This is a genomic window from Streptomyces sp. NPDC048018 (genome assembly GCF_043202995.1).
Classification (GTDB): Bacteria; Actinomycetota; Actinomycetes; order Streptomycetales; family Streptomycetaceae; genus Streptomyces.
The window spans coordinates 953,562-971,916 of the sequence record NZ_JBIDBK010000002.1; the positions used below are offsets into that span (position 1 = coordinate 953,562).

An 18,355-nucleotide genomic window follows, 5' to 3' on the forward strand; every position below is an offset into this window, starting at 1 on the left:
CGCCTACCGTCGCACCGTCGAACTCTCCAGGTCCATCGAAACTTCCTGACCGTTCTTTTCAGTAGGGCTGAACGATTCGACCTCGGCTCGCATCGCCGGCTTCGGCGTCGTGTTCAGCTGACCCACGAGCGTCGCACCGAAGGCGATCACCATGCCCGCCAGCTGGACCGGGCCGAGGGCCTGACCGAGCGCCGCCCAGCCGATGACGGCGGCCGTGATCGGCGAGAGCGGGCCGAGAAGGGTGACGGAGGAGGCGCTCAGGCGCTCGATGCCGCGGAACCAGAGGAAGTAGGAGATCGCGGTGTTGCCGAAGGCGAGGTAGGCGTAGCCGGCCAGGTGGGTGCCGGTGAGCACCGGCGGGGCGCCCTCGATCAGCAGGGCGACGGGGAGCAGGACCACTCCGCCCGCGGTGAGCTGCCACCCGGTGAGGGCGAGGGCCCCGACACCCTCGGGGCGGCCCCAGCGCTTGGTGAGGACGGTGCCCGCGGACATCGACAGCGAGGAGAGCAGTCCGGCGACCACGCCGACGGTGTCGAAGCCGGCACCCGCCTTGAGGACGACCAGGCTGACGCCGAAGGCGGCGGCGACGGCGGTGAGCATGCTCCGCAGGGTCGGCCTGTCCCCCAGCAGCAGCGCGGCGAGACCGACGACGAAGAGCGGGCCGACCGAGCCGACGACCGCGGCGACACCGCCGGGAAGGCGGTAGGCGGCGAGGAAGAGGAGCGGGAAGAAGGCCCCGATGTTGAGGGCGCCGAGGACCGCGGACTTCCCCCACCAGGCGCCCTGCGGCAGCTTGCGGGTGATGGCGAGGAGCAGGAGGCCGGCCGGCAGGGCCCGCATCAGGCCGGTGAAGAGCGGGCGGTCGGGCGGCAGGAACTCGGTGGTGACGAAGTAGGTCGAGCCCCAGGAGACCGGGGCGAGGGCGGTGAGGGCGACGGTGGCGGCCTTACGGGACATGACGGTTCCCCCTGCACTGGACGGACCGGGTGGGACCCGGACTGGCTTGGCGGTAATTAACTTAGCACTAAGCTACTCACTTGCAAGTGGCTTTCTTGCAACCGAGTCAGTGAAGAGGGAAACTGGGGGCATGGAGAATCGCGACGCGGTCGACGCCATCACCGACCAGTGGGCCCGGGTCCGCCCCGACCTGGACACCCTGCCGATGGCCGTGTTCGGCCGCATCTACCGGCTGGCCAACGCCATGCGCAGCAAGGTGGACAAGGCGTACGCACCGTACGGGGGGATGTCACTGGGCGAGTTCGACGTGCTCGCCACGCTGCGGCGTTCGGGTGAGCCGTACACGCTCTCACCGCGCGAGCTGACCGCCACGCTGATGATCACGACCGGCGGGATGACGGGCCGGCTCGACAAGCTGGAGCGGGCCGGACTCCTCACCCGCAGCCCCGACCCCCACGACCGCCGCGGCCTGCGGGTCACCCTCAGCGAGGAGGGCCGGGAGCTCGTGGACCAGGCCGTCGGCGCCGGGCTCGGGCAGCAGCGCGCGGCGCTGGAGGCCGCGCTCACGCAGGAGGAGGCGGAGCAGCTGGCGGATCTGCTGCGCAGGCTGCTCGCCACGTCGGTGTGACACCGCCTGGGCGTGACACCGCCTCGGTGTGACAACCGCCCGCGCGGCCCCCGGCGCGCCCCGGGCCCGCCGGGGGCGGGGCGGCCGGAGACACGCGAGGGCGCCGCACGGTGGTCGATCACCGTGCGGCGCCCTCGTCGGCAGAGGGGGGACTAGCCCTTCTTGACGCGAACCTTGGACCGGTCGAGCACCATGACCAGGCCGCAGATCACCAGGAACAGAGCCAGCGGGAGGGCCACGAACAGACCGAGGGTCTCGACGACCGACAGCTTGGGGGCCGGGTCGTCACCGTCGTCGCGGGTCAGCGCGAGCGCGGGGGACGACATGAGCAGCATCATCAGCGTCGTACCGGCCGCGACGGCGCCGGCGCGCAGGGCGTTCTTCTTGTCCACGGTGCAAAAGTAGCGAACCCCTAAACGGACCGCGCGCCCGGGGGTGCCGTACGGGCTCCGACCCGCTCCGCGAGGGTCCGGAGCAGGTCGTGCGCACGGGGCGCGGCGGCCAGTTCCTCCAGGGAGAGCGGCTGGCCGTCCGGGCCGGCCACCGGCAGCCGCCAGTTGGGGTACTCGTCCCAGGTCCCCGGCAGGTTCTGCGGGCGGCGGTCCCCCACCGCGTCCGGGAGCCACACCCCGACCAGACGCGCCGGGGTGGCCGCCAGGAAGCGGTGGACCGCGCGGATCTCGGCGGCCTCGTCGCCCGGCCCCTCCGGCAGCAGACCGAGCCGCTGGAGCGTGCCCAGCCACTCGGCGGTCTCGGCGCCGTCCCGGACGCGCTCCCGCTCCAGGTCGCCGGAGAGCAGCCCGAGCCGGTGGCGGAGCGTCACATGGGCGCCGGAGAGCCGGGCCGCCGTGGACGGCAGGTCGTGGGTGGTGGCGGTGGCCACGCAGTCCGCCCGCCAGTCCTCCGGGCTCAGGGGGCGGCCCGTGCCGGCCCAGTCCCGCTCGAACCAGAGCACCGAGGTGCCGAGCACCCCGCGCCGGGCGAGCGCCTCGCGGACGCCCGGCTCGACCGTCCCCAGGTCCTCGCCGACGACCGCCGCCCCGGCCCGGTGGGCCTCCAGGACGAGAACGGCGAGCATCGCCTCGGAGTCGTAGCGGACGTACGTGCCCTGGGTGGGTTCGCCGCCCTCGGGCACCCACCAGAGCCGGAACAGGCCCATCACATGGTCGATGCGCAGCGCGCCCGCGTGCCGCAGGAGTTCGCGCAGCAGACCGCGGTACGGGGCGTAGCCCTCGGCGGCGAGCGCGTCGGGGCGCCAGGGCGGAAGGCCCCAGTCCTGGCCCCGCGCGTTGAAGGCGTCCGGCGGGGCGCCCACCGACATGCCGGAGGCGAACACGTGCTGCTGCGCCCAGGCGTCGGAGCCGTCCGGGTGCACCCCGACGGCCAGGTCGTGGACGATCCCGACCGCCATCCCGGCCTCGCGTGCGGTGTGCGCGGCGGCGGCGAGCTGCTGGTCCGTCAGCCAGGCGAGCCGGCAGTGGAAGTCCACCCGGCCGGCGAGTTCGGCGTCCGCCCGCACGGCCGCCTCGGCGCCGGCGGGGTCGCGCAGGCCGTCGGGCCACTCGCGCCACCGGTGGCCGTGGCGCTCCGCGAGGGCCTGGTAGGTGGCGTGGTCCTCCAGGGCCCGGCCGCGTCCGGCCAGGAAGTCCCGGTACGCGGCCCGGCGGCCGGGGCCGAGCTCCACGGTGTGCACGAGTTCCAGGGCGCGCCGCTTGGCGTCCCACACCGCGTCCCGGTCGATCAGGGCGCCCTTGCCGAGGACCCGTTCGCGCAGTTCGGCCGCCTCGGCGAGGATCCGGTCGAGGTCCTCGCGCCGGGCCGGGTCGACGTACGCGTACTCGGGGACGTCCTCGATTCGCAGGTGCACGGGGTCGGGGAAGCGGCGCGAGGAGGGGCGGTACGGGGAGGGGTCGGCGGGCGCCGCGGGCACGGCCGCGTGCAGCGGGTTGACCTGCACGAAGCCGACGCCGTGGGTGCGGCCCGCCCAGTCGGCCAGCTCCCGGAGGTCGCCGAGGTCGCCCATGCCCCAGGAGCGGGCGGACAGCAGCGAGTAGAGCTGGACGAGCAGGCCGAAGGCGCGCCCCTCGGGGACCGGCACGCGCGCGGGCGCCACGATCAGGGTGCTGGTGCCGTGGCGCCCGTCGGGGGCGTGGGCGGTGAGCCGGTGCACGCCGAGCGGCAGACCGCTCCAGTCGGTGCCCGTGACGGTCCGCCCGTCCTCGGTGCCGACCGTGAGCCGGGTGCCCGGCGGCAGGCCGCGGGGCGGCCGGAGTCCCGGGGCGCGGGCGGCCTCCTCCCGCTCCCCCGGCTCCTCTCGCCACAGCACGACGGTGGGCGGCAGCAGCCGCTCGCGGCCGGTCCGCTCCGCCGCGTCGAGCGCCGCGGCGACGGCCTCCGGCGTGGACGCGTCGACGTCCAGGGCGCGCAGGACGGCCACCACGGTGGCGTCGGGCACGGTGACCGTGACGCCCTCGGAGGGGGCGTATTCGGTGGCGACGCCGTGCAGGGCGGCGAGACGGGCCAGGGTCACGTCACACTCCTGGGGACTCCGAACCGCCCGCGGTGGTGCGGGCGGTGGGTTCGCTGGTCAAGGGGACCGCCTCGGTGAGGGGCGGCTCGCTGATGAGGGGCGTGGCATCGGCCAGGGGCGGTTCACTGGTGAGCGGCACGCCCTGCCTCGGAATGCGTATCCGTTTGCAGGCGTGGTCGGTGGCGTTCACGGGATCTCCGGGTTCGTCTCGACAGGTAAGACATCAGGACAGTTGGTGGAGCCCTACCCATCGTTCCCCGTTTTACCGGCCGAATTTGGCGAAACGGTGCCACCTCGCCGAAAGGTCGCCGGGCAAAGCAGACAGTTCGACCAGCCGCATTGACACTCCGTCGGCCCGGGTGGTGGGGTCGTAACCCACTTGTGACCCACGGGACCGAAGGGAGCGCCTGTGCAGCCCGGACACAGGAAGCGGACGGCGACGGCCGTGGCGGTCGCGGTCATCGGCGGCCTCCTCGGCACGGCAGCCCCCGGCGGCGCCTACGCGTCGCCCGGCGCCCCCTCCCCCGTGACCGCCCCCGACGCGGCGGCGAAGCCGGCGGCCCCCTCGGTGGGCACGACGTCCGGCGTGTGGCCCCGGCCGCAGTCCCTGACCAGCGCGGGACCGGCCGTCCCCCTCGGCTCCGAGGTGACGCTGCTCACCGCTTCCGACGCCGACCCGTACGCCGTGACGGCGCTGCGCGAACTGCTCCGGGCGGCCGGGGTGCGGACCGTGCACACGACGGCGCCCGGGCGCGGCCCGCTGATCCGGGTCGGCGACACCCTCGAAACGGAGGCCGCGCTGCGCGCCCTGCGGGTGCCCGCCCGGGGCGACCTGCCGGACGGCGGCTACCGGCTCGCGACCGGCCGGGTCCAGGGCCGGGACACCGTCGTGCTCGACGGAGCCGGCCCGGACGGGCTCTTCCACGCCGTCCAGACACTCCGTCAACTCGTCGGGCCGGACGGATCGCTTCCGGGCGTGGTGGTCCGCGACTGGCCGGCCACCGCCGTACGCGGACTGACCGAGGGCTTCTACGGCCGTCCCTGGTCGCAGGCGGACCGGCTCGCCCAGCTCGACTTCATGGGCCGCACCAAGCAGAACCGCTACCTGTACGCCCCCGGGGACGACCCGTACCGCCGCGCGCTGTGGCGAGAGCCCTACCCGGCCGCCGAGCGGGCCGCGTTCCGCGAGCTCGCCGCCCGGGCCGCCGCCAACCACGTGACGCTCGCCTGGGCCGTGGCCCCCGCCCAGGCCATGTGCCTCTCCTCCGACGCCGACCTGAAGGCGCTCATGAGGAAGACCGACGCCATGTGGGCGCTCGGGGTGCGCGCCTTCCAGGTGCAGTTCCAGGACGTCAGCTACAGCGAGTGGTCCTGCTCCGACGACGCCGACACCTTCGGTCGCGGCCCCGAGGCCGCGGCGCGGGCCCACGCGCGCGTGGCGAACGCCCTGTCCCGGCACCTCGTCGAGCGGCACCCGGGGGCGGCGGCGCTCTCGGTGGTGCCGACGGAGTACTACCAGGACGGCGTCACCGACTACCGCACCGCGCTCGCCGACGCCCTCGACGCGCGCGTGGAGGTGGCCTGGACGGGCGTCGGCGCGGTGCCCCGCACCATCACCGGCGGCGAGCTGGCCGGAGCCCGCGCGGCGCTGCGCCACCCGCTGGTCACCATGGACAACTACCCGGTCAACGACTACGCCCAGGACCGGCTCTTCCTCGGCCCGGCGACCGGCCGCGCGCCGGCCGTGGCCGCCGGTTCGGCCGGCTTCCTCGCCACCGGCATGGAACAGGCCGCGGCCTCCCGGGTGGCCCTGTTCACCACCGCCGACTACGCCTGGAACCCCAAGGGCTACCGCCCCGACGAGTCCTGGCGGGCCGCCGTCGACGAGCTCGCCGGACCGGAACCGAGGGCCCGCGAGGCGCTGCGGGCGCTCGCCGGGAACGGGGCCTCCTCGATCCTCGACCCGGACGGCGAGTCGGCCTACCTGAAACCGCTCACGGCCGCCTTCTGGGCGAGCCGGGCCGGGCGCGACCCGGCGGCCCGGGACAGGGCCGCGCGGGAGCTGCGGGCCGCGTTCACGGTCATGCGCGAGGCGCCCGCGCGCCTGCGGGACACGGCGGGCGGGGCGCTCGGCACCGAGACCGGCCCCTGGCTCGACCGGCTCGCGCGCTACGGCGCGGCGGGCGAGACGGCCGTCGACATGCTGCTCGCCCAGGGCCGCGGCGACGGCGCCGGCGCCTGGCGGGCCCAGCTGGACCTGGAACGGCGGCGCGCCGGGCTGAAGCCGGGCGGGGTGACCGTCGGCAAGGGTGTCCTCGACGCCTTCCTGACCCGGGCGGCCGAGGAGTCGGCGGCCTGGACGGGCGCCGGCCGGGACCGCGCCGCCGGGGTGCGGGAGGACGCCGCGCCGGACGCGTACACGGTCCGCCTGGACCGCTCGCGGCCGGTGGAGACGCTCACCGTGATGACCGAGCCGGGGAGCGCCGGCGGCGTCCTGGAGGCGTACGTGCCCGGCGAGGGCTGGCGCCGGCTCGGACCGCTGGCCGCGTCCGGCTGGACCCAGGCGGACCTGAGGGGGCTGCGGGCCGACGCGCTGCGGATCGTGTGGAGCGGCGGGCCCGGCCGGGTGCGGTCCCTGGTGCCGTGGTTCGCCGACGAGCCGCGGGCAGGGCTCGAACTGGCCCGCGCGGAGACGGACGCCGAGATCGGCGGCCCGGCACAGCGGGTGGACGTGGTCCTGGAGGGGCGGCGGGCCTCGGAGGTGCGCGGGGCGCTGACCGCCCGCGCGCCGAAGGGGATCACGGTCCGGCTGCCGAAGGAGGCCGTGGTGCCGCGCGGCGCCCGGGCGACGGTCCCCCTGGAGGTGTCGGTGGCGGCGGACGTGCCGGCCGGCTCGTACACCGTCCCGGTGGCGTTCGCGGGCGAGGAGCGGGTCCTGACGGTGCGGGCGTTCCCCCGTACCGGCGGGCCGGACCTGGCCCGTACGGCGACGGCCTCGTCCTCGGGCGACGAGACGCCGGACTTCCCGGCCGCGCACGCCCTGGACGGCGACCCGGCGACCCGCTGGTCCTCGCCCCCGGAGGACGGCGCCTGGTGGCAGATGGAGCTGGCCGAGTCCGCCCGGATAGGGCGGGTGGTGCTGCACTGGCAGGACGCCCACGCCTCCCGCTACCGCGTCCAGGTCTCCGCCGACGGGCGCACCTGGCGCACGGCGGCGACGGTCCGCGACGGCCGGGGCGGGGTGGAGTCGGTCCGGATGGACGCCGCCGGCACCCGCTTCCTGCGGGTGCAGGGGGACGGACGGGCCACGGAGTACGGCTACTCCCTGTGGACGGTGGAGACGTACGCGGTGGAGGAGCGGCCGGCCGCGCCGGAGCAGCCGGGGGACGCGACGGAGCAGGAGCCGGGCACGACTCCGGCGCCCGACTCCCCGTAGGACCCGGGCGCCCGTTCCCGCACCCGACTCTCCGGAGGACCCGGGCGCGCGACCGGGCGGATACGCGAAAGGCCCGGCTCAACCCGTCGTCACGGCCCCCTGAGGCTGGGGGGCGGTGCCGACGGACTCGATCCGGGCCAGGGCGTCGTCCGCGCCGTACGGCTGGAGGTAGGGCAGCCACCGCGGGTCGCGGTGGCCGGTTCCGATGATCCGCCAGGCCAGTCCGGTCGGCGGGGCCGGTTGGTGCCGCAGCCGCCAGCCCAGCTCGCGCAGGTGCCGGTCGGCCTTGACGTGGTTGCAGCGGCGGCAGGCCGCCACGACGTTCTCCCAGGCGTGCGTCCCCCCGCGGCTGCGCGGAATGACGTGGTCGACGCTGGTTGCGACGCCACCGCAGTACATGCAGCGTCCGCCGTCGCGGGCGAACAGCGCTCTGCGGGTCAAGGGAACGGGCCCCCGGTAGGGGACCCGCACGAACCGCTTCAGGCGCACCACACTGGGCGCGGCGATGACACGGCTCTCGCTGTGCAGGAAGGCGCCGGACTCCTCGAGGCAGAGGGCCTTGTTCTCCAGTACGAGGACGAGCGCGCGGCGGAGCGGTACGACGCCGAGCGGCTCGTACGACGCGTTGAGGACCAGGACATGCGGCACGGATGCCTCCTAAGACGCCGGCGGCGCGTGGCTCGCGCCGGGACGAACTGCTCTCAGTCTCTCCTCATGCCAGGCCCGTGCGCCACCACGTGCGGGTAACGGCCCTGGGGTGTTCTCGACCACATCGGGACGCGTACGGGAGTCTTCCCCGGCCGCGAGCCGTCTTCCCCTCTGCACACGTGTGCCCATGACGGCGGGTGGACCCACGGTCCCCCGTTAGTGTGGATGGATTGCGAACGCCTGCCTGGAGGTCCCCCCGTGCCGCCCGAGTCCTGGTCCGCCGCCCTGCGCGCCGCCGACGACCCGACGCAAGTTCCGGTGACGCTGGACGAGGCGGCCGAGAAGGCGACGAACGCCGCGGGCTGGGTGGAGCAGAACTGGTCCACCTGGCTGAACACGGGCCTGAAGATCGTGCTGATCCTCGTCGTGGCCTTCACCATGCGGATGCTCGTCCGCAAGGCGCTCACCAAGCTCATCGACCGCATGAACCGCTCGGCACAGGCGGTGGAGGGCACGGCCCTGGGCGGCCTCCTGGTCAACGCCGAGCGGCGCCGGCAGCGCTCGGAGGCGATCGGCTCGGTGCTGCGCTCGGTGGCCTCGTTCCTGATCCTCGGCACGGCCGGCCTGATGGTCCTGGGCGCCTTCAAGATCGACCTGGCGCCGCTGCTGGCCTCGGCCGGTGTCGCCGGTGTGGCGATCGGCTTCGGCGCGCGGAACCTGGTGACGGACTTCCTCTCCGGTGTCTTCATGATCCTGGAGGACCAGTACGGCGTGGGCGACTCGGTGGACGCGGGCGTCGCCTCGGGCGAGGTCGTCGAGGTGGGCCTGCGGGTGACGAAGCTGCGCGGTGTCGACGGCGAGATCTGGTACGTCCGCAACGGCGAGATCAAGCGCATCGGCAACCTCAGCCAGGGCTGGGCGACGGCCGCCGTGGACGTGACGGTCCGCCCGACGGAGGACCTGGACCGGGTGCGCGAGGTGATCACCGAGGCCGCCGAGGCGATGTCCAAGGAAGAGCCCTGGAACGAGCGCCTGTGGGGCCCGGTGGAGGTCCTGGGCCTGACCGAGGTGCTCCTCGACTCGATGACCGTCCGCGTGTCGGCGAAGACCATGCCCGGCAAGCGGCTGGGCGTGGAGCGCGAACTGCGCTGGCGCATCAAGCGCGCCCTGGACCACGCCGGCATCCGCATCGTGGGCGGCATCCCGCTGCAGGCGGAGGAGGCCGCGGGCGCCGACCCGACGGCCGGCATGTCGGCCCCGTCCGCCTTCTCCTCCCCCTCCTCCCCGCAGTCGGCGGCGGCGACCCCGCTCCCGAAGCCGGACATCACGAAGTAGCACCGCCCGCCCCCTGCGGGGGACGGGCCGGACGAATGGGCGCTCCGCCGGGACGGCGGGGCGCCCCTTCGTCGTGCGCCGGCGCGTCGGCCACAATGTCGCGAGGAGGGTGTCGGGGAGCGCGTCGCGGTGCGTCGAGGTCTCTGCCGACCGACGGGGCGTACGCACGAGAGGGCATGGACCGCCGCCGCCGGGGCCTGGGGGCCGTGCCGGGACCTGGGGGCCGTGCCGGGACCGCCGTCGGCGGGAGCGCCGTACCCGGGGTATTGACGCCCCGTCGACGGCGGCCTTACGGTCCTCCCAACCCAATAGGAAACTTTCCTAACAGTGCACCCGCAAGGTGGAGTGAGCCCCATGGCCGGTACGACTCCGGGAACACCCGGCACCCCGCGCGTGCTGCGCGCCATGAACGACCGGGCCGCGCTCGACCTGCTGCTCGCGCACGGGCCGCTGTCGCGGACCCGGATCGGCAAGCTGACCGGCCTCTCCAAGCCGACCGCCTCGCAGCTGCTCGCGCGCCTGGAGTCCGCCGGCCTCGTCGTCGCCACCGGCACCACCGAGGGGCGGCCGGGACCGAACGCACAGTTGTACGCGGTCAACCCGCGCGCCGCGTACGCCGCCGGACTCGACGTCAGCCCCGAGCGCATCCACGCCGCCGTCGCCGACGTCACCGGCGAGGTCGTCGGGGAGTTCCAGGTCCCCACCCCCGGGCGCGGGGCCGAGGACGTGGTCCGGCAGGTCGTCGACGCCCTCGACGGGGCCGCCAAGGACGCCGGGATCACCCTCGGGGACGTCCACCGTCTCGTCATCGGCACCCCCGGCGCCTTCGACCCGGCCACCGGCCGGCTGCGGTACGCCTCCCACCTGCCCGGCTGGCACTCGCCCACCCTGCTCGCGGAGCTGGCCGTCGCCCTCCCCATGCCCTTCGAGTACGAGAACGACGTCAATCTCGTCGCCATCGCCGAACAGCGCCTCGGCGCCGCGCACGGTCACGAGAACTTCGTGCTGCTGTGGAACGAGACCGGACTCGGCGCAGCGCTCGTCCTCGGCGGACGCCTGCACCGCGGCTTCACCGGCGGCGCCGGCGAGGTCGGCTTCCTGCCCGTGCCCGGCACCCCGCTGGTCCGGCAGGTCGCCAAGGCCAACTCCGGCGGCTTCCAGGAGCTCGCCGGGGTGCAGTCCGTCCCCCGCATCGCCAAGTCCCTCGGGATCCGCACGCCCGAGCAGCCCTACGTCGAGGTCGCGGCCCGGCTCCTCCGCGAAGCCGTGGAGCGCCACACCGACGACGAGCGCTACGCCGGGCTCCTCGACGCCTACGCCGAGCGCCTCGCCACCGGCCTCGCCGCCCTCGTCGCCGTGCTCGACCCCGAGCTGATCGTCCTGTCGGGCGCCGCCGTCGCCCCCGGCGGCGAACCGCTGCGCACCCGGGTCCAGGCCCAGCTCGCCGACCTCGCCGCGTCCCGGCCGCGGCTCGTCCTCGCCGCCGTCGACCGGCACCCCGTCCTGCGCGGCGCGCTCGAATCCGCCCTCGCCGCCACCCGCGACGAGGTCTTCGACACCTCCCGATAGACCGTCCCGACCCCTCTCCGCCGCCACCCGTCCCAGGGAGTACTCGTCATGCCCGCACGCCCCCGCAGGCGCGTCGCCGCCCTCGCCGCCACCGCCTCGACAGTCCTCTTCGCCTCCGCCTGTACCGGCTCCGCGAACAACGGCGCGACCGACGACCCCGCCGCGAAGACCACGATCACCTTCTGGCACGGCTGGTCCGCCCCCTCCGAGGTGCAGGCCATCAACGACAACATCAAGCGCTTCGAGAAGGCGCACCCCAACATCAAGGTGGAGGTCGTCGGCAACATCAACGACGACAAGCTCAACCAGGCGCTGCGCACCGGTGGTTCCAAGGGGCCCGACGTCGTCTCGTCCTTCACCACGTCCAACGTCGGCAAGTTCTGCTCCTCGGGCGCCTTCGCCGACCTGAAGCCCTTCATCGAGAAGTCGAAGCTCGACCTCGAGAAGACCATCCCGAAGACGCTGCTCGACTACACCCAGTTCGAGGGCAAGCGGTGCGCCATGCCGCTGCTCACCGACGCCTACGGCCTCTACTACAACAAGACCGCCTTCAAGGAGGCCGGGCTCGACCCGGCGAAGCCGCCGCGGACGTACTCCGAGCTGCTCGCCTACGCGAAGCGCCTCACCAAGCCGAAGGGCGACGGCTACGAGCAGCTCGGCTTCATGCCGAACTACCACGGCTACGAGACCACCACCGAGCACTACCTGGGTGGTTGGGGGCCGGCCTACTTCGACGCGAGCGGGAAGTCGACCGTCGCGAGCGACCCGGGTGTCGCCGAGATGATGACCACGCAGAAGAAGCTGGTCGACGAGCTCGGCGGCTACGCCAGGCTGGAGCGGTACCGCACCACCTTCGGCGACGAGTGGGGCGCCAAGCACCCCTTCCACACCGGCCAGGTCGCCATGCAGCTCGACGGCGAGTGGCGGCTCGGCATGGCCACCGACGCCAAGGTGCCGTTCGAGATCGGCGTCGCCCCGATGCCCGTCCCGGACAGCCGGGCCGGCGAGTACGGCAAGGGCTTCCTGTCCGGCACGATCATGGGCATCGCCCCGCAGAGCAGGAAGCAGAACGCCGCCTGGGAGCTGGTCAGGTTCATGACCACGGACACCGAGGCCGTCGTCGCCTTCGCCAACGGCATCCGCAACGTGCCCTCCACCTTCGAGGCCCTGAAGTCCCCGAACCTGAAGTTCGACCCGCGCTTCACCACCTTCCTCGACATCGCCCGGCACCCCAGGTCCAACACCCCGGCGGGCGCGGTCAACGGCGCGACCTACCTCAACACCCTCCAGGACTTCGCCCTCCAGTACGAGAAGGGCTCGGTGACCGACCTGCGGGGCGGCCTGGAGAAGACCGCACAGCAGATCGACACCGACATCGCCAAGGCGAAGTAGCCCGATGAGCACGCACACCCTGCGCTCGAAGCGCCGTCGCTCGGCGCTTCGCACGGCGGCGTTCCTGTCGCCCTGGCTGATCGGCTTCGGCGTCTTCTTCGCGTACCCGCTGATCTCGACCGTCTACTTCTCCTTCATGGACTACGACGGCTTCGCCGCGCCGTCCTTCAACGGCCTGGACAACTGGACGTACGTCTTCCGGGACTACCCGCTGTTCTGGCCGGCCCTGCGCAACACCCTCTGGCTGGTGGTCGTGATGACGGCCTGCCGGGTCGTCTTCGGGCTCGGCGTCGGCATGCTCATCACACGGATCAGGACCGGGGCCGGGGTCTTCCGCACCCTGTTCTACCTGCCCTACCTGGCACCACCGGTCGCGGCGACCCTCGCCTTCGTCTTCCTGCTCAACCCCGGCACCGGGCCGCTGAACTCGGTCCTCGAAGGGCTGGGCATCCCGGCCCCCGCCTGGTTCAACGACCCCGCCTGGTCCAAGCCCGCGCTCACCATGCTCGCGGTGTGGGGCGTCGGCGACCTCATGGTCATCTTCATGGCCGCGCTGCTCGACGTGCCGAAGGAGCAGTACGAGGCCGCCGAGCTCGACGGGGCGTCCGCCTTCCAGCGGTTCCGCTACGTCACGCTGCCGAACATCTCGCCGATCGTGATGTTCGCCGTGGTCACCGGGGTCATCCAGGCCATGCAGTACTACACCCAGCCGCTCGTCGCCGGAAAGGTCGCCTCCGGCGTCATCGGCGGCTCCGGCCAGCAGTTCGAGCCCGGCTACCCGGACAAGTCCACGCTGACCCTGCCGCAGCTCGTCTACAACCTCGGCTTCCAGCGCTTCGACTACGGAGCGGCCTGCGCCACCGCCCTCGTCCTCTTCGCCCTGGCCATGGCCTTCACGGCGCTGCTGATGCGCCGCCGCGGCGGCCTCGTCCAGGCAGGTGACTGAATCCATGAGCCGACTCCTCGACATGCCCACCGCGCCCGAAGCGGCCCCCGGGACACGGAAGACCGGCGCCACCCCGGCCGCCCGCACCGCCCGCCGGAAGACGGTCCTGCACTGGATCGCGGTGCACTCGCTCGGCGTCGCCGCCGCGCTGTTCTTCGTGCTGCCCTTCGTCTTCGTCCTGCTCACCTCGCTGATGAGCGACCAGCAGGCACTCACCCGCGACCTCACCCCCGACACCTGGGAGTGGGACAACTACACCCGCGTCCTCGAAACTCCCGGCTTCCTCACCTGGTGGCGCAACACCCTGGTGTACGCGGGCCTCGGCACCGTCCTCACCGTGGTGTCCTCGGTCCCGGTGGCGTACGCGCTCGCCAAGTTCCGCTTCCGCGGCAGCCGGCTGGCGCTGATGCTGGTCATCTCGATGATGATGCTGCCGCCGCAGGTCGTGGTCATCCCGATGTACCTGTTCTGGGCCAAGCAGCTGGACCTGTCCGGCACGCTGTGGCCGCTCATCATCCCGATGGCCTTCGGCGACGCGTTCTCCATCTTCCTGCTGCGCCAGTTCCTGCTGACCATCCCCAACGAGTACCTCGACGCGGCCAGGGTCGACGGCTGCGGCGAACTGCGCACCCTCCTGAGGGTCGTCCTGCCGATGGCCAGACCGGGCATCGCGGCGATCGCGCTCTTCCAGTTCTTCGCCGCCTGGAACGACTACTTCGGGCCACAGATCTACGCCTCCGAGAACCCCGGCGCGTGGACCCTGAGCTACGGCCTGGAGTCCTTCAAGGGCGCGCACCACACCGACTGGAATCTGACCATGGCCGCGACCGTGCTGGTCATGGCCCCCGTGATCCTCGTCTTCTTCTTCGCTCAGAAGGCATTCGTCGAGGGCGTCACACTGACCGGAGTGAAGGGCTAGCCGACGTTATGAAACTCGCTGTCGTGGGGGGCGGCTCCACCTACACCCCCGAACTGATCGACGGATTCGCGCGCCTGCGCGAGACCCTGCCCATCACCGAACTCGTCCTCGTCGACCCGGCCGCCGACCGGCTCGACCTCGTCGGCGGCCTCGCCCGGCGGATCTTCGCCAAGCAGGGCCACGACGGGACGATCGTCACCACCTCGGACCTCGACGCCGGCGTCGAGGGCGCCGACGCGGTCCTGCTCCAGCTGCGGGTCGGCGGACAGGCCGCCCGGGAGCGGGACGAGACCTGGCCGCTGGAGTGCGGCTGCGTCGGCCAGGAGACCACCGGCGCCGGCGGCCTCGCCAAGGCGCTGCGCACGGTCCCGGTGGTCCTGGACATCGCCGAGCGGGTCCGCCGCACCAACCCGGACGCCTGGATCATCGACTTCACCAACCCCGTGGGCATCGTGACCCGGGCGCTGCTCCAGGCCGGGCACAAGGCGGTCGGCCTGTGCAACGTGGCGATCGGCTTCCAGCGCAGGTTCGCCGCGCTGCTCGGCGTCTCCCCGGCCGAGGTGCACCTCGACCACGTGGGGCTCAACCACCTCACCTGGGAGACCGGCGTGAGGCTCGGTGGCCCGGACGGCGAGAACCTGCTGCCCCGGCTGCTCGCCGAGCACGGCGACGCCGTCGCCGGCGACCTGCGCCTGCCGCGCTCCGTGGTGGACCGGCTCGGCGTCGTCCCCTCGTACTACCTGCGCTACTTCTACGCGCACGACGCCGTCGTGGAGGAGCTGCGCACAAAGCCCTCCCGGGCGGCCGAGGTCGCGGCGATGGAGAAGCAGCTCCTGGAGATGTACGGGGACCCGGCGCTCGACGAGAAGCCCGGACTGCTCGCCAAGCGCGGCGGCGCCTACTACTCGGAGGCGGCCGTGGACCTGGCCGCCGCCCTGCTGGGCGGCGGCGGCTCGCCCCACCAGGTGGTGAACACGTACAACAACGGAACGCTGCCCTTCCTGCCGGACGACGCCGTCATCGAGGTGCAGGCGGCGGTGGGGCCGCACGGCACCGCGCCGCTGCCGGTGGCGCCGGTCGACCCGCTGTACGCGGGGCTGATCGCGCACGTCACGGGCTACGAGGACCTGGCCCTGGAGGCCGCCCTGCGCGGCGGCCGCGACCGGGTGTTCAAGGCCCTGCTGGCGCACCCGCTGGTGGGGCAGTTCGACCGTGCCGACGGGCTGACCGACCGGCTGATCGCGCACAACCGGGAGCACCTGGCGTGGGCCTGAACGGAACGCTGCTGGCGATAGACGCCGGCAACAGCAAGACCGACGTCGCGGTCCTGGCGCCGGACGGCAGCGTCCTCGGCGCGGCGCGCGGCGGCGGGTTCCAGCCGCCGGTGGTGGGGGTCGGGACGGCCCTCGACACGATCGCGGAGATCGTCGGGCGGGCGTGCCTGGCCGCGGGGGCCGAGCCGGTGTTCGCGCATGTCGCGGCCTGCCTCGCCAACGCCGATCTGCCGGTGGAGGAGGCCGCGTTGACCGCGGCCCTGGAGGCGCGCGGCTGGAGCCGCTCCATCCAGGTGCACAACGACACCTTCGCCATCCTGCGCGCCGGGATCGACCAGCCGCGGGGTGTGGCCGTGGTGTGCGGGGCGGGCATCAACTGCGTCGGCATGCTGCCGGACGGGCGCACCGCCCGCTTCCCCGCGATCGGGAAGATCTCCGGCGACTGGGGCGGCGGCGGAGGTCTCGCCGACGAGGCGCTGTGGTTCGCCGCGCGCGCCGAGGACGGGCGGGGCGAACCCACGGAACTGGCCCGCAGCCTGCCGGGGCACTTCGGCCTGCCCACGATGTACGCGCTGATCGAGGCGCTGCACCTGGGGCGCATCCCGATGGAGCGCAAGCACGAACTGACGCCGGTGCTCTTCCGGACGAGCGCGGAGGGCGACGCCGTGGCCCAGGCGCTGGAGGACCGGCTGGCCGACGAGGTCGTGGCGCTGGCCTCGGTGGCCCTCGGGCGGCTCGGGCTGCTCGACGACGCGGCGCCGGTGGTGCTGGGCGGCAGCGTGCTGGCCGCCCGGCATCCGCGGCTCGACGGGCGGATCGCCGAACTGCTCGCCGTGAAGGCGCCGAAGGCGGTGGTCGGTGTGGTGACCGCCCCGCCGGTGCTCGGCGCGGGCCTGCTCGCCCTGGACGCCGTGGGGGCGTCCGGGGCGGCCGCGGCACGGCTGCGGGAGCACTACGCGTCCTGAGCCGTGCCGGGTGTGGCGGGGCGTCCCTCCGGGGGCGCCCCGCACGCATGTTCACTCGTTCGAGGACGTTCGGGGTGGAACCGATTCCGGCCGCCCGACGTATTCAAGGTGACAGGGATGCGAAGGGGGGTTCGCCTGCGGAAGCAGCGGACGCATGGGGCACGATAGGAACAAGATCAGGTCATTCCCGGTGTGCGGGACGGACGCTGCGGCCATACTGCTGGCCGGGTAGTCGTCCACCGCTCCACCGGCAGGACGGGTCGACGTCTCAGACCGAGGGGGAGGTCACGTGACATACCCGCCGAACGCGGCCGCCGCCCCGGCGGCGCCCGGCGCCACCGCCGCGGCCGCGCGGCCGGGCCCCGGTGTGCCCGCACAGCCGGGACCGCCGGGCCGGCCCCTGCCGTCCGGAGCCGGCGCCGGAGCCGTGCCGCCGCCCGCCGCGCCCGGTGCCTGGGCGCAGGGACGCGAGATCCTGCGCCGGGCCGCCACGACCGAGCCGGGCCGGCTGCGCATCCTCGGCGCCCTCCTGGCCCTCCTGGTCCTCGCCTTCGGGGCGGTGACGTCCTTCGAGGTGGCCGACCGCGCCTCGTACGCGGACGACGTGGTGGGCCGCAGCCAGCCGCTGAGCGCCGACGCCGCCGACATCTACCGCTCGCTCGCGGACGCGGACGCCACCGCGGCCAGCGGATTCCTGGCCGGCCCGCAGGAGTCCGCCCAGATCCGCGAGCGGTACACGGACGACGTCACGACCGCCTCCCGGCTGCTCGTCAGGGCCGCCGCCAGCACGGACGCCGACGGCGACGCGGCCCGCGAGATCGCCACGCTCAACGAACACCTGCCGCGCTACACGGGCCTGGTCGAGCGCGCCCGCGCCGCCAACCGGCAGGGCCTGCCGCTCGGCGGCGCCTATCTGCGGTACGCGAACCAGACGATGAGCCGCGAGCTGCTGCCCGCCGCCGAGCGCCTCTACGCGCTGGAGACCGGGCGGCTCGGGCGGGACGACGACGAAGCCCGTGCCTGGCCGTTCCTGTCGCTGTCCCTCGGGGCGCTCGCCCTGGCCTTCCTGGCCTGGGCCCAGCGCCGCAACTACGCGATGACCAACCGGGTGTTCAACCGCGGCCTGCTCGCCGCGAGCGCCGCCTGCGTGGCCGTCGCGCTGTGGCTGCTCGCCGGGCACGCCCTGGCCCGGGCCGGTCTCGACGACGCCCGGGCGCACGGCCAGGAGTCCCTCCAGGTGCTCAACGAGGCCCGGATCAACTCCCTGAAGGCCCGGGCCAACGAGAACCTGGCCGTGGTCGCGCGCGGCGCGGTGCTCACCGAGGACGGCAAGCGCGACAAGTACGAGGCCGACTACACGAGCAGCGTCGCCGCGCTGGGCTCCGCGCTGGACGCGGCGCGGCGGCTCGCCGACGACGAGGCCGGGAGCGGCCCGCTCACCGAGGCCGCCGCCCGCACCGGCGAGTGGCGCAAGCGCCACGAGCAGGCCCGGGTCCTCGACGACGCCGGCGACTTCACCGGCGCGATGAACCGCATCATCGGCACCACGGACTCGACCGGCCAGTCCTTCGACCAGGTCGACGCGGCCCTCGGCCGCGCTCTCGCGCACGAGCAGGACGAGTTCACCCGCGCCGCCGAGGGCGGCCGGGACGCGCTGACGGGCCTGCCGTTCGGCGCGGCCGCGCTCGGCGTGCTCGCCGCGGTGTGCGCCGTGGCGGGCGTCAACCGCAGACTGTCGGAGTACCGGTGAGAGGGG

15 protein-coding genes are annotated in these 18,355 nt (G+C 73.8%); 10 read left to right on the forward strand and 5 right to left on the reverse strand.

The window, feature by feature from the left end; genetic code table 11:
• Positions 1-3: 3 nt before the first annotated feature.
• Positions 4-957: an EamA family transporter gene (locus ACGF1Z_RS10165; protein WP_393001938.1), complete on the reverse strand. Its 954-nt coding sequence runs from the start codon at positions 955-957 to the stop codon at positions 4-6.
• Positions 958-1,087: 130 nt separating this feature from the next.
• Here ACGF1Z_RS10165 and ACGF1Z_RS10170 point away from each other — a divergent pair, with 130 nt between their 5' ends.
• Entirely contained in the window at positions 1,088-1,585 is a 498-nt protein-coding gene (locus ACGF1Z_RS10170) for a MarR family winged helix-turn-helix transcriptional regulator (protein WP_393001940.1), read from the forward strand.
• Between the two features lie 152 nt (positions 1,586-1,737).
• On the opposite strand, the gene ACGF1Z_RS10175 is transcribed toward ACGF1Z_RS10170, so the two are convergent.
• The 3 genes from ACGF1Z_RS10175 to ACGF1Z_RS10185 are packed head-to-tail and all read right to left on the reverse strand — an operon-like array spanning position 1,738 to position 4,305.
• Positions 1,738-1,977 carry a hypothetical protein gene (locus ACGF1Z_RS10175; RefSeq protein ID WP_393001942.1) on the reverse strand — a complete coding sequence of 80 codons (240 nt, stop codon included), beginning with the start codon at positions 1,975-1,977 and terminating at the stop codon, positions 1,738-1,740.
• A 20-nt stretch (positions 1,978-1,997) separates the two neighbouring features.
• Positions 1,998-4,115, reverse strand: a complete 2,118-nt coding sequence (malQ, locus tag ACGF1Z_RS10180; protein ID WP_393001944.1) for a 4-alpha-glucanotransferase — start codon at positions 4,113-4,115, stop codon at positions 1,998-2,000.
• Position 4,116: 1 nt separating this feature from the next.
• Positions 4,117-4,305, reverse strand: coding sequence for a hypothetical protein (locus ACGF1Z_RS10185; RefSeq protein ID WP_393002485.1), 189 nt, complete (start codon positions 4,303-4,305; stop codon positions 4,117-4,119).
• Between the two features lie 219 nt (positions 4,306-4,524).
• On the opposite strand from ACGF1Z_RS10185, the gene ACGF1Z_RS10190 reads away from it, so the two are divergent.
• Positions 4,525-7,551, forward strand: a complete 3,027-nt coding sequence (locus tag ACGF1Z_RS10190; protein ID WP_393001946.1) for a beta-N-acetylglucosaminidase domain-containing protein — start codon at positions 4,525-4,527, stop codon at positions 7,549-7,551.
• Between the two features lie 78 nt (positions 7,552-7,629).
• Here ACGF1Z_RS10190 and ACGF1Z_RS10195 read toward each other — a convergent pair whose 3' ends face one another.
• Positions 7,630-8,199 carry an HNH endonuclease gene (locus ACGF1Z_RS10195; RefSeq protein WP_393001948.1) on the reverse strand — a complete coding sequence of 190 codons (570 nt, stop codon included), beginning with the start codon at positions 8,197-8,199 and terminating at the stop codon, positions 7,630-7,632.
• 225 nt (positions 8,200-8,424) lie between these two features.
• On the opposite strand from ACGF1Z_RS10195, the gene ACGF1Z_RS10200 reads away from it, so the two are divergent.
• From ACGF1Z_RS10200 to ACGF1Z_RS10235, 8 genes are all read left to right on the forward strand, one after another.
• The gene (locus ACGF1Z_RS10200) at positions 8,425-9,534 is read left to right on the forward strand and encodes a mechanosensitive ion channel family protein (protein ID WP_393001950.1); all 1,110 of its coding nucleotides are present in this window, start codon (positions 8,425-8,427) and stop codon (positions 9,532-9,534) included.
• A gap of 354 nt (positions 9,535-9,888) precedes the next feature.
• Positions 9,889-11,103, forward strand: coding sequence for an ROK family transcriptional regulator (locus ACGF1Z_RS10205; RefSeq protein WP_393001952.1), 1,215 nt, complete (start codon positions 9,889-9,891; stop codon positions 11,101-11,103).
• A 48-nt stretch (positions 11,104-11,151) separates the two neighbouring features.
• Entirely contained in the window at positions 11,152-12,495 is a 1,344-nt protein-coding gene (locus tag ACGF1Z_RS10210) for an ABC transporter substrate-binding protein (RefSeq protein ID WP_393001954.1), read from the forward strand.
• Between the two features lie 4 nt (positions 12,496-12,499).
• Complete coding sequence (locus ACGF1Z_RS10215) at positions 12,500-13,441, forward strand: carbohydrate ABC transporter permease (protein WP_393001956.1); 942 nt, start codon at positions 12,500-12,502, stop codon at positions 13,439-13,441.
• A gap of 4 nt (positions 13,442-13,445) precedes the next feature.
• The gene (locus ACGF1Z_RS10220; RefSeq protein ID WP_393001958.1) at positions 13,446-14,360 is read left to right on the forward strand and encodes a carbohydrate ABC transporter permease; all 915 of its coding nucleotides are present in this window, start codon (positions 13,446-13,448) and stop codon (positions 14,358-14,360) included.
• Positions 14,361-14,368: 8 nt separating this feature from the next.
• A complete protein-coding gene (locus ACGF1Z_RS10225) occupies positions 14,369-15,634 on the forward strand; it encodes a 6-phospho-beta-glucosidase (RefSeq protein WP_393001960.1) in 1,266 nt (421 codons plus the stop codon).
• Complete coding sequence (locus ACGF1Z_RS10230) at positions 15,625-16,599, forward strand: N-acetylglucosamine kinase (RefSeq protein WP_393001962.1); 975 nt, start codon at positions 15,625-15,627, stop codon at positions 16,597-16,599. The genes ACGF1Z_RS10225 and ACGF1Z_RS10230 overlap by 10 nt, the downstream gene beginning before the upstream one ends.
• Positions 16,600-16,888: 289 nt before the next feature.
• Positions 16,889-18,349: a hypothetical protein gene (locus ACGF1Z_RS10235; protein ID WP_393001964.1), complete on the forward strand. Its 1,461-nt coding sequence runs from the start codon at positions 16,889-16,891 to the stop codon at positions 18,347-18,349.
• Positions 18,350-18,355 lie beyond the last annotated feature (6 nt).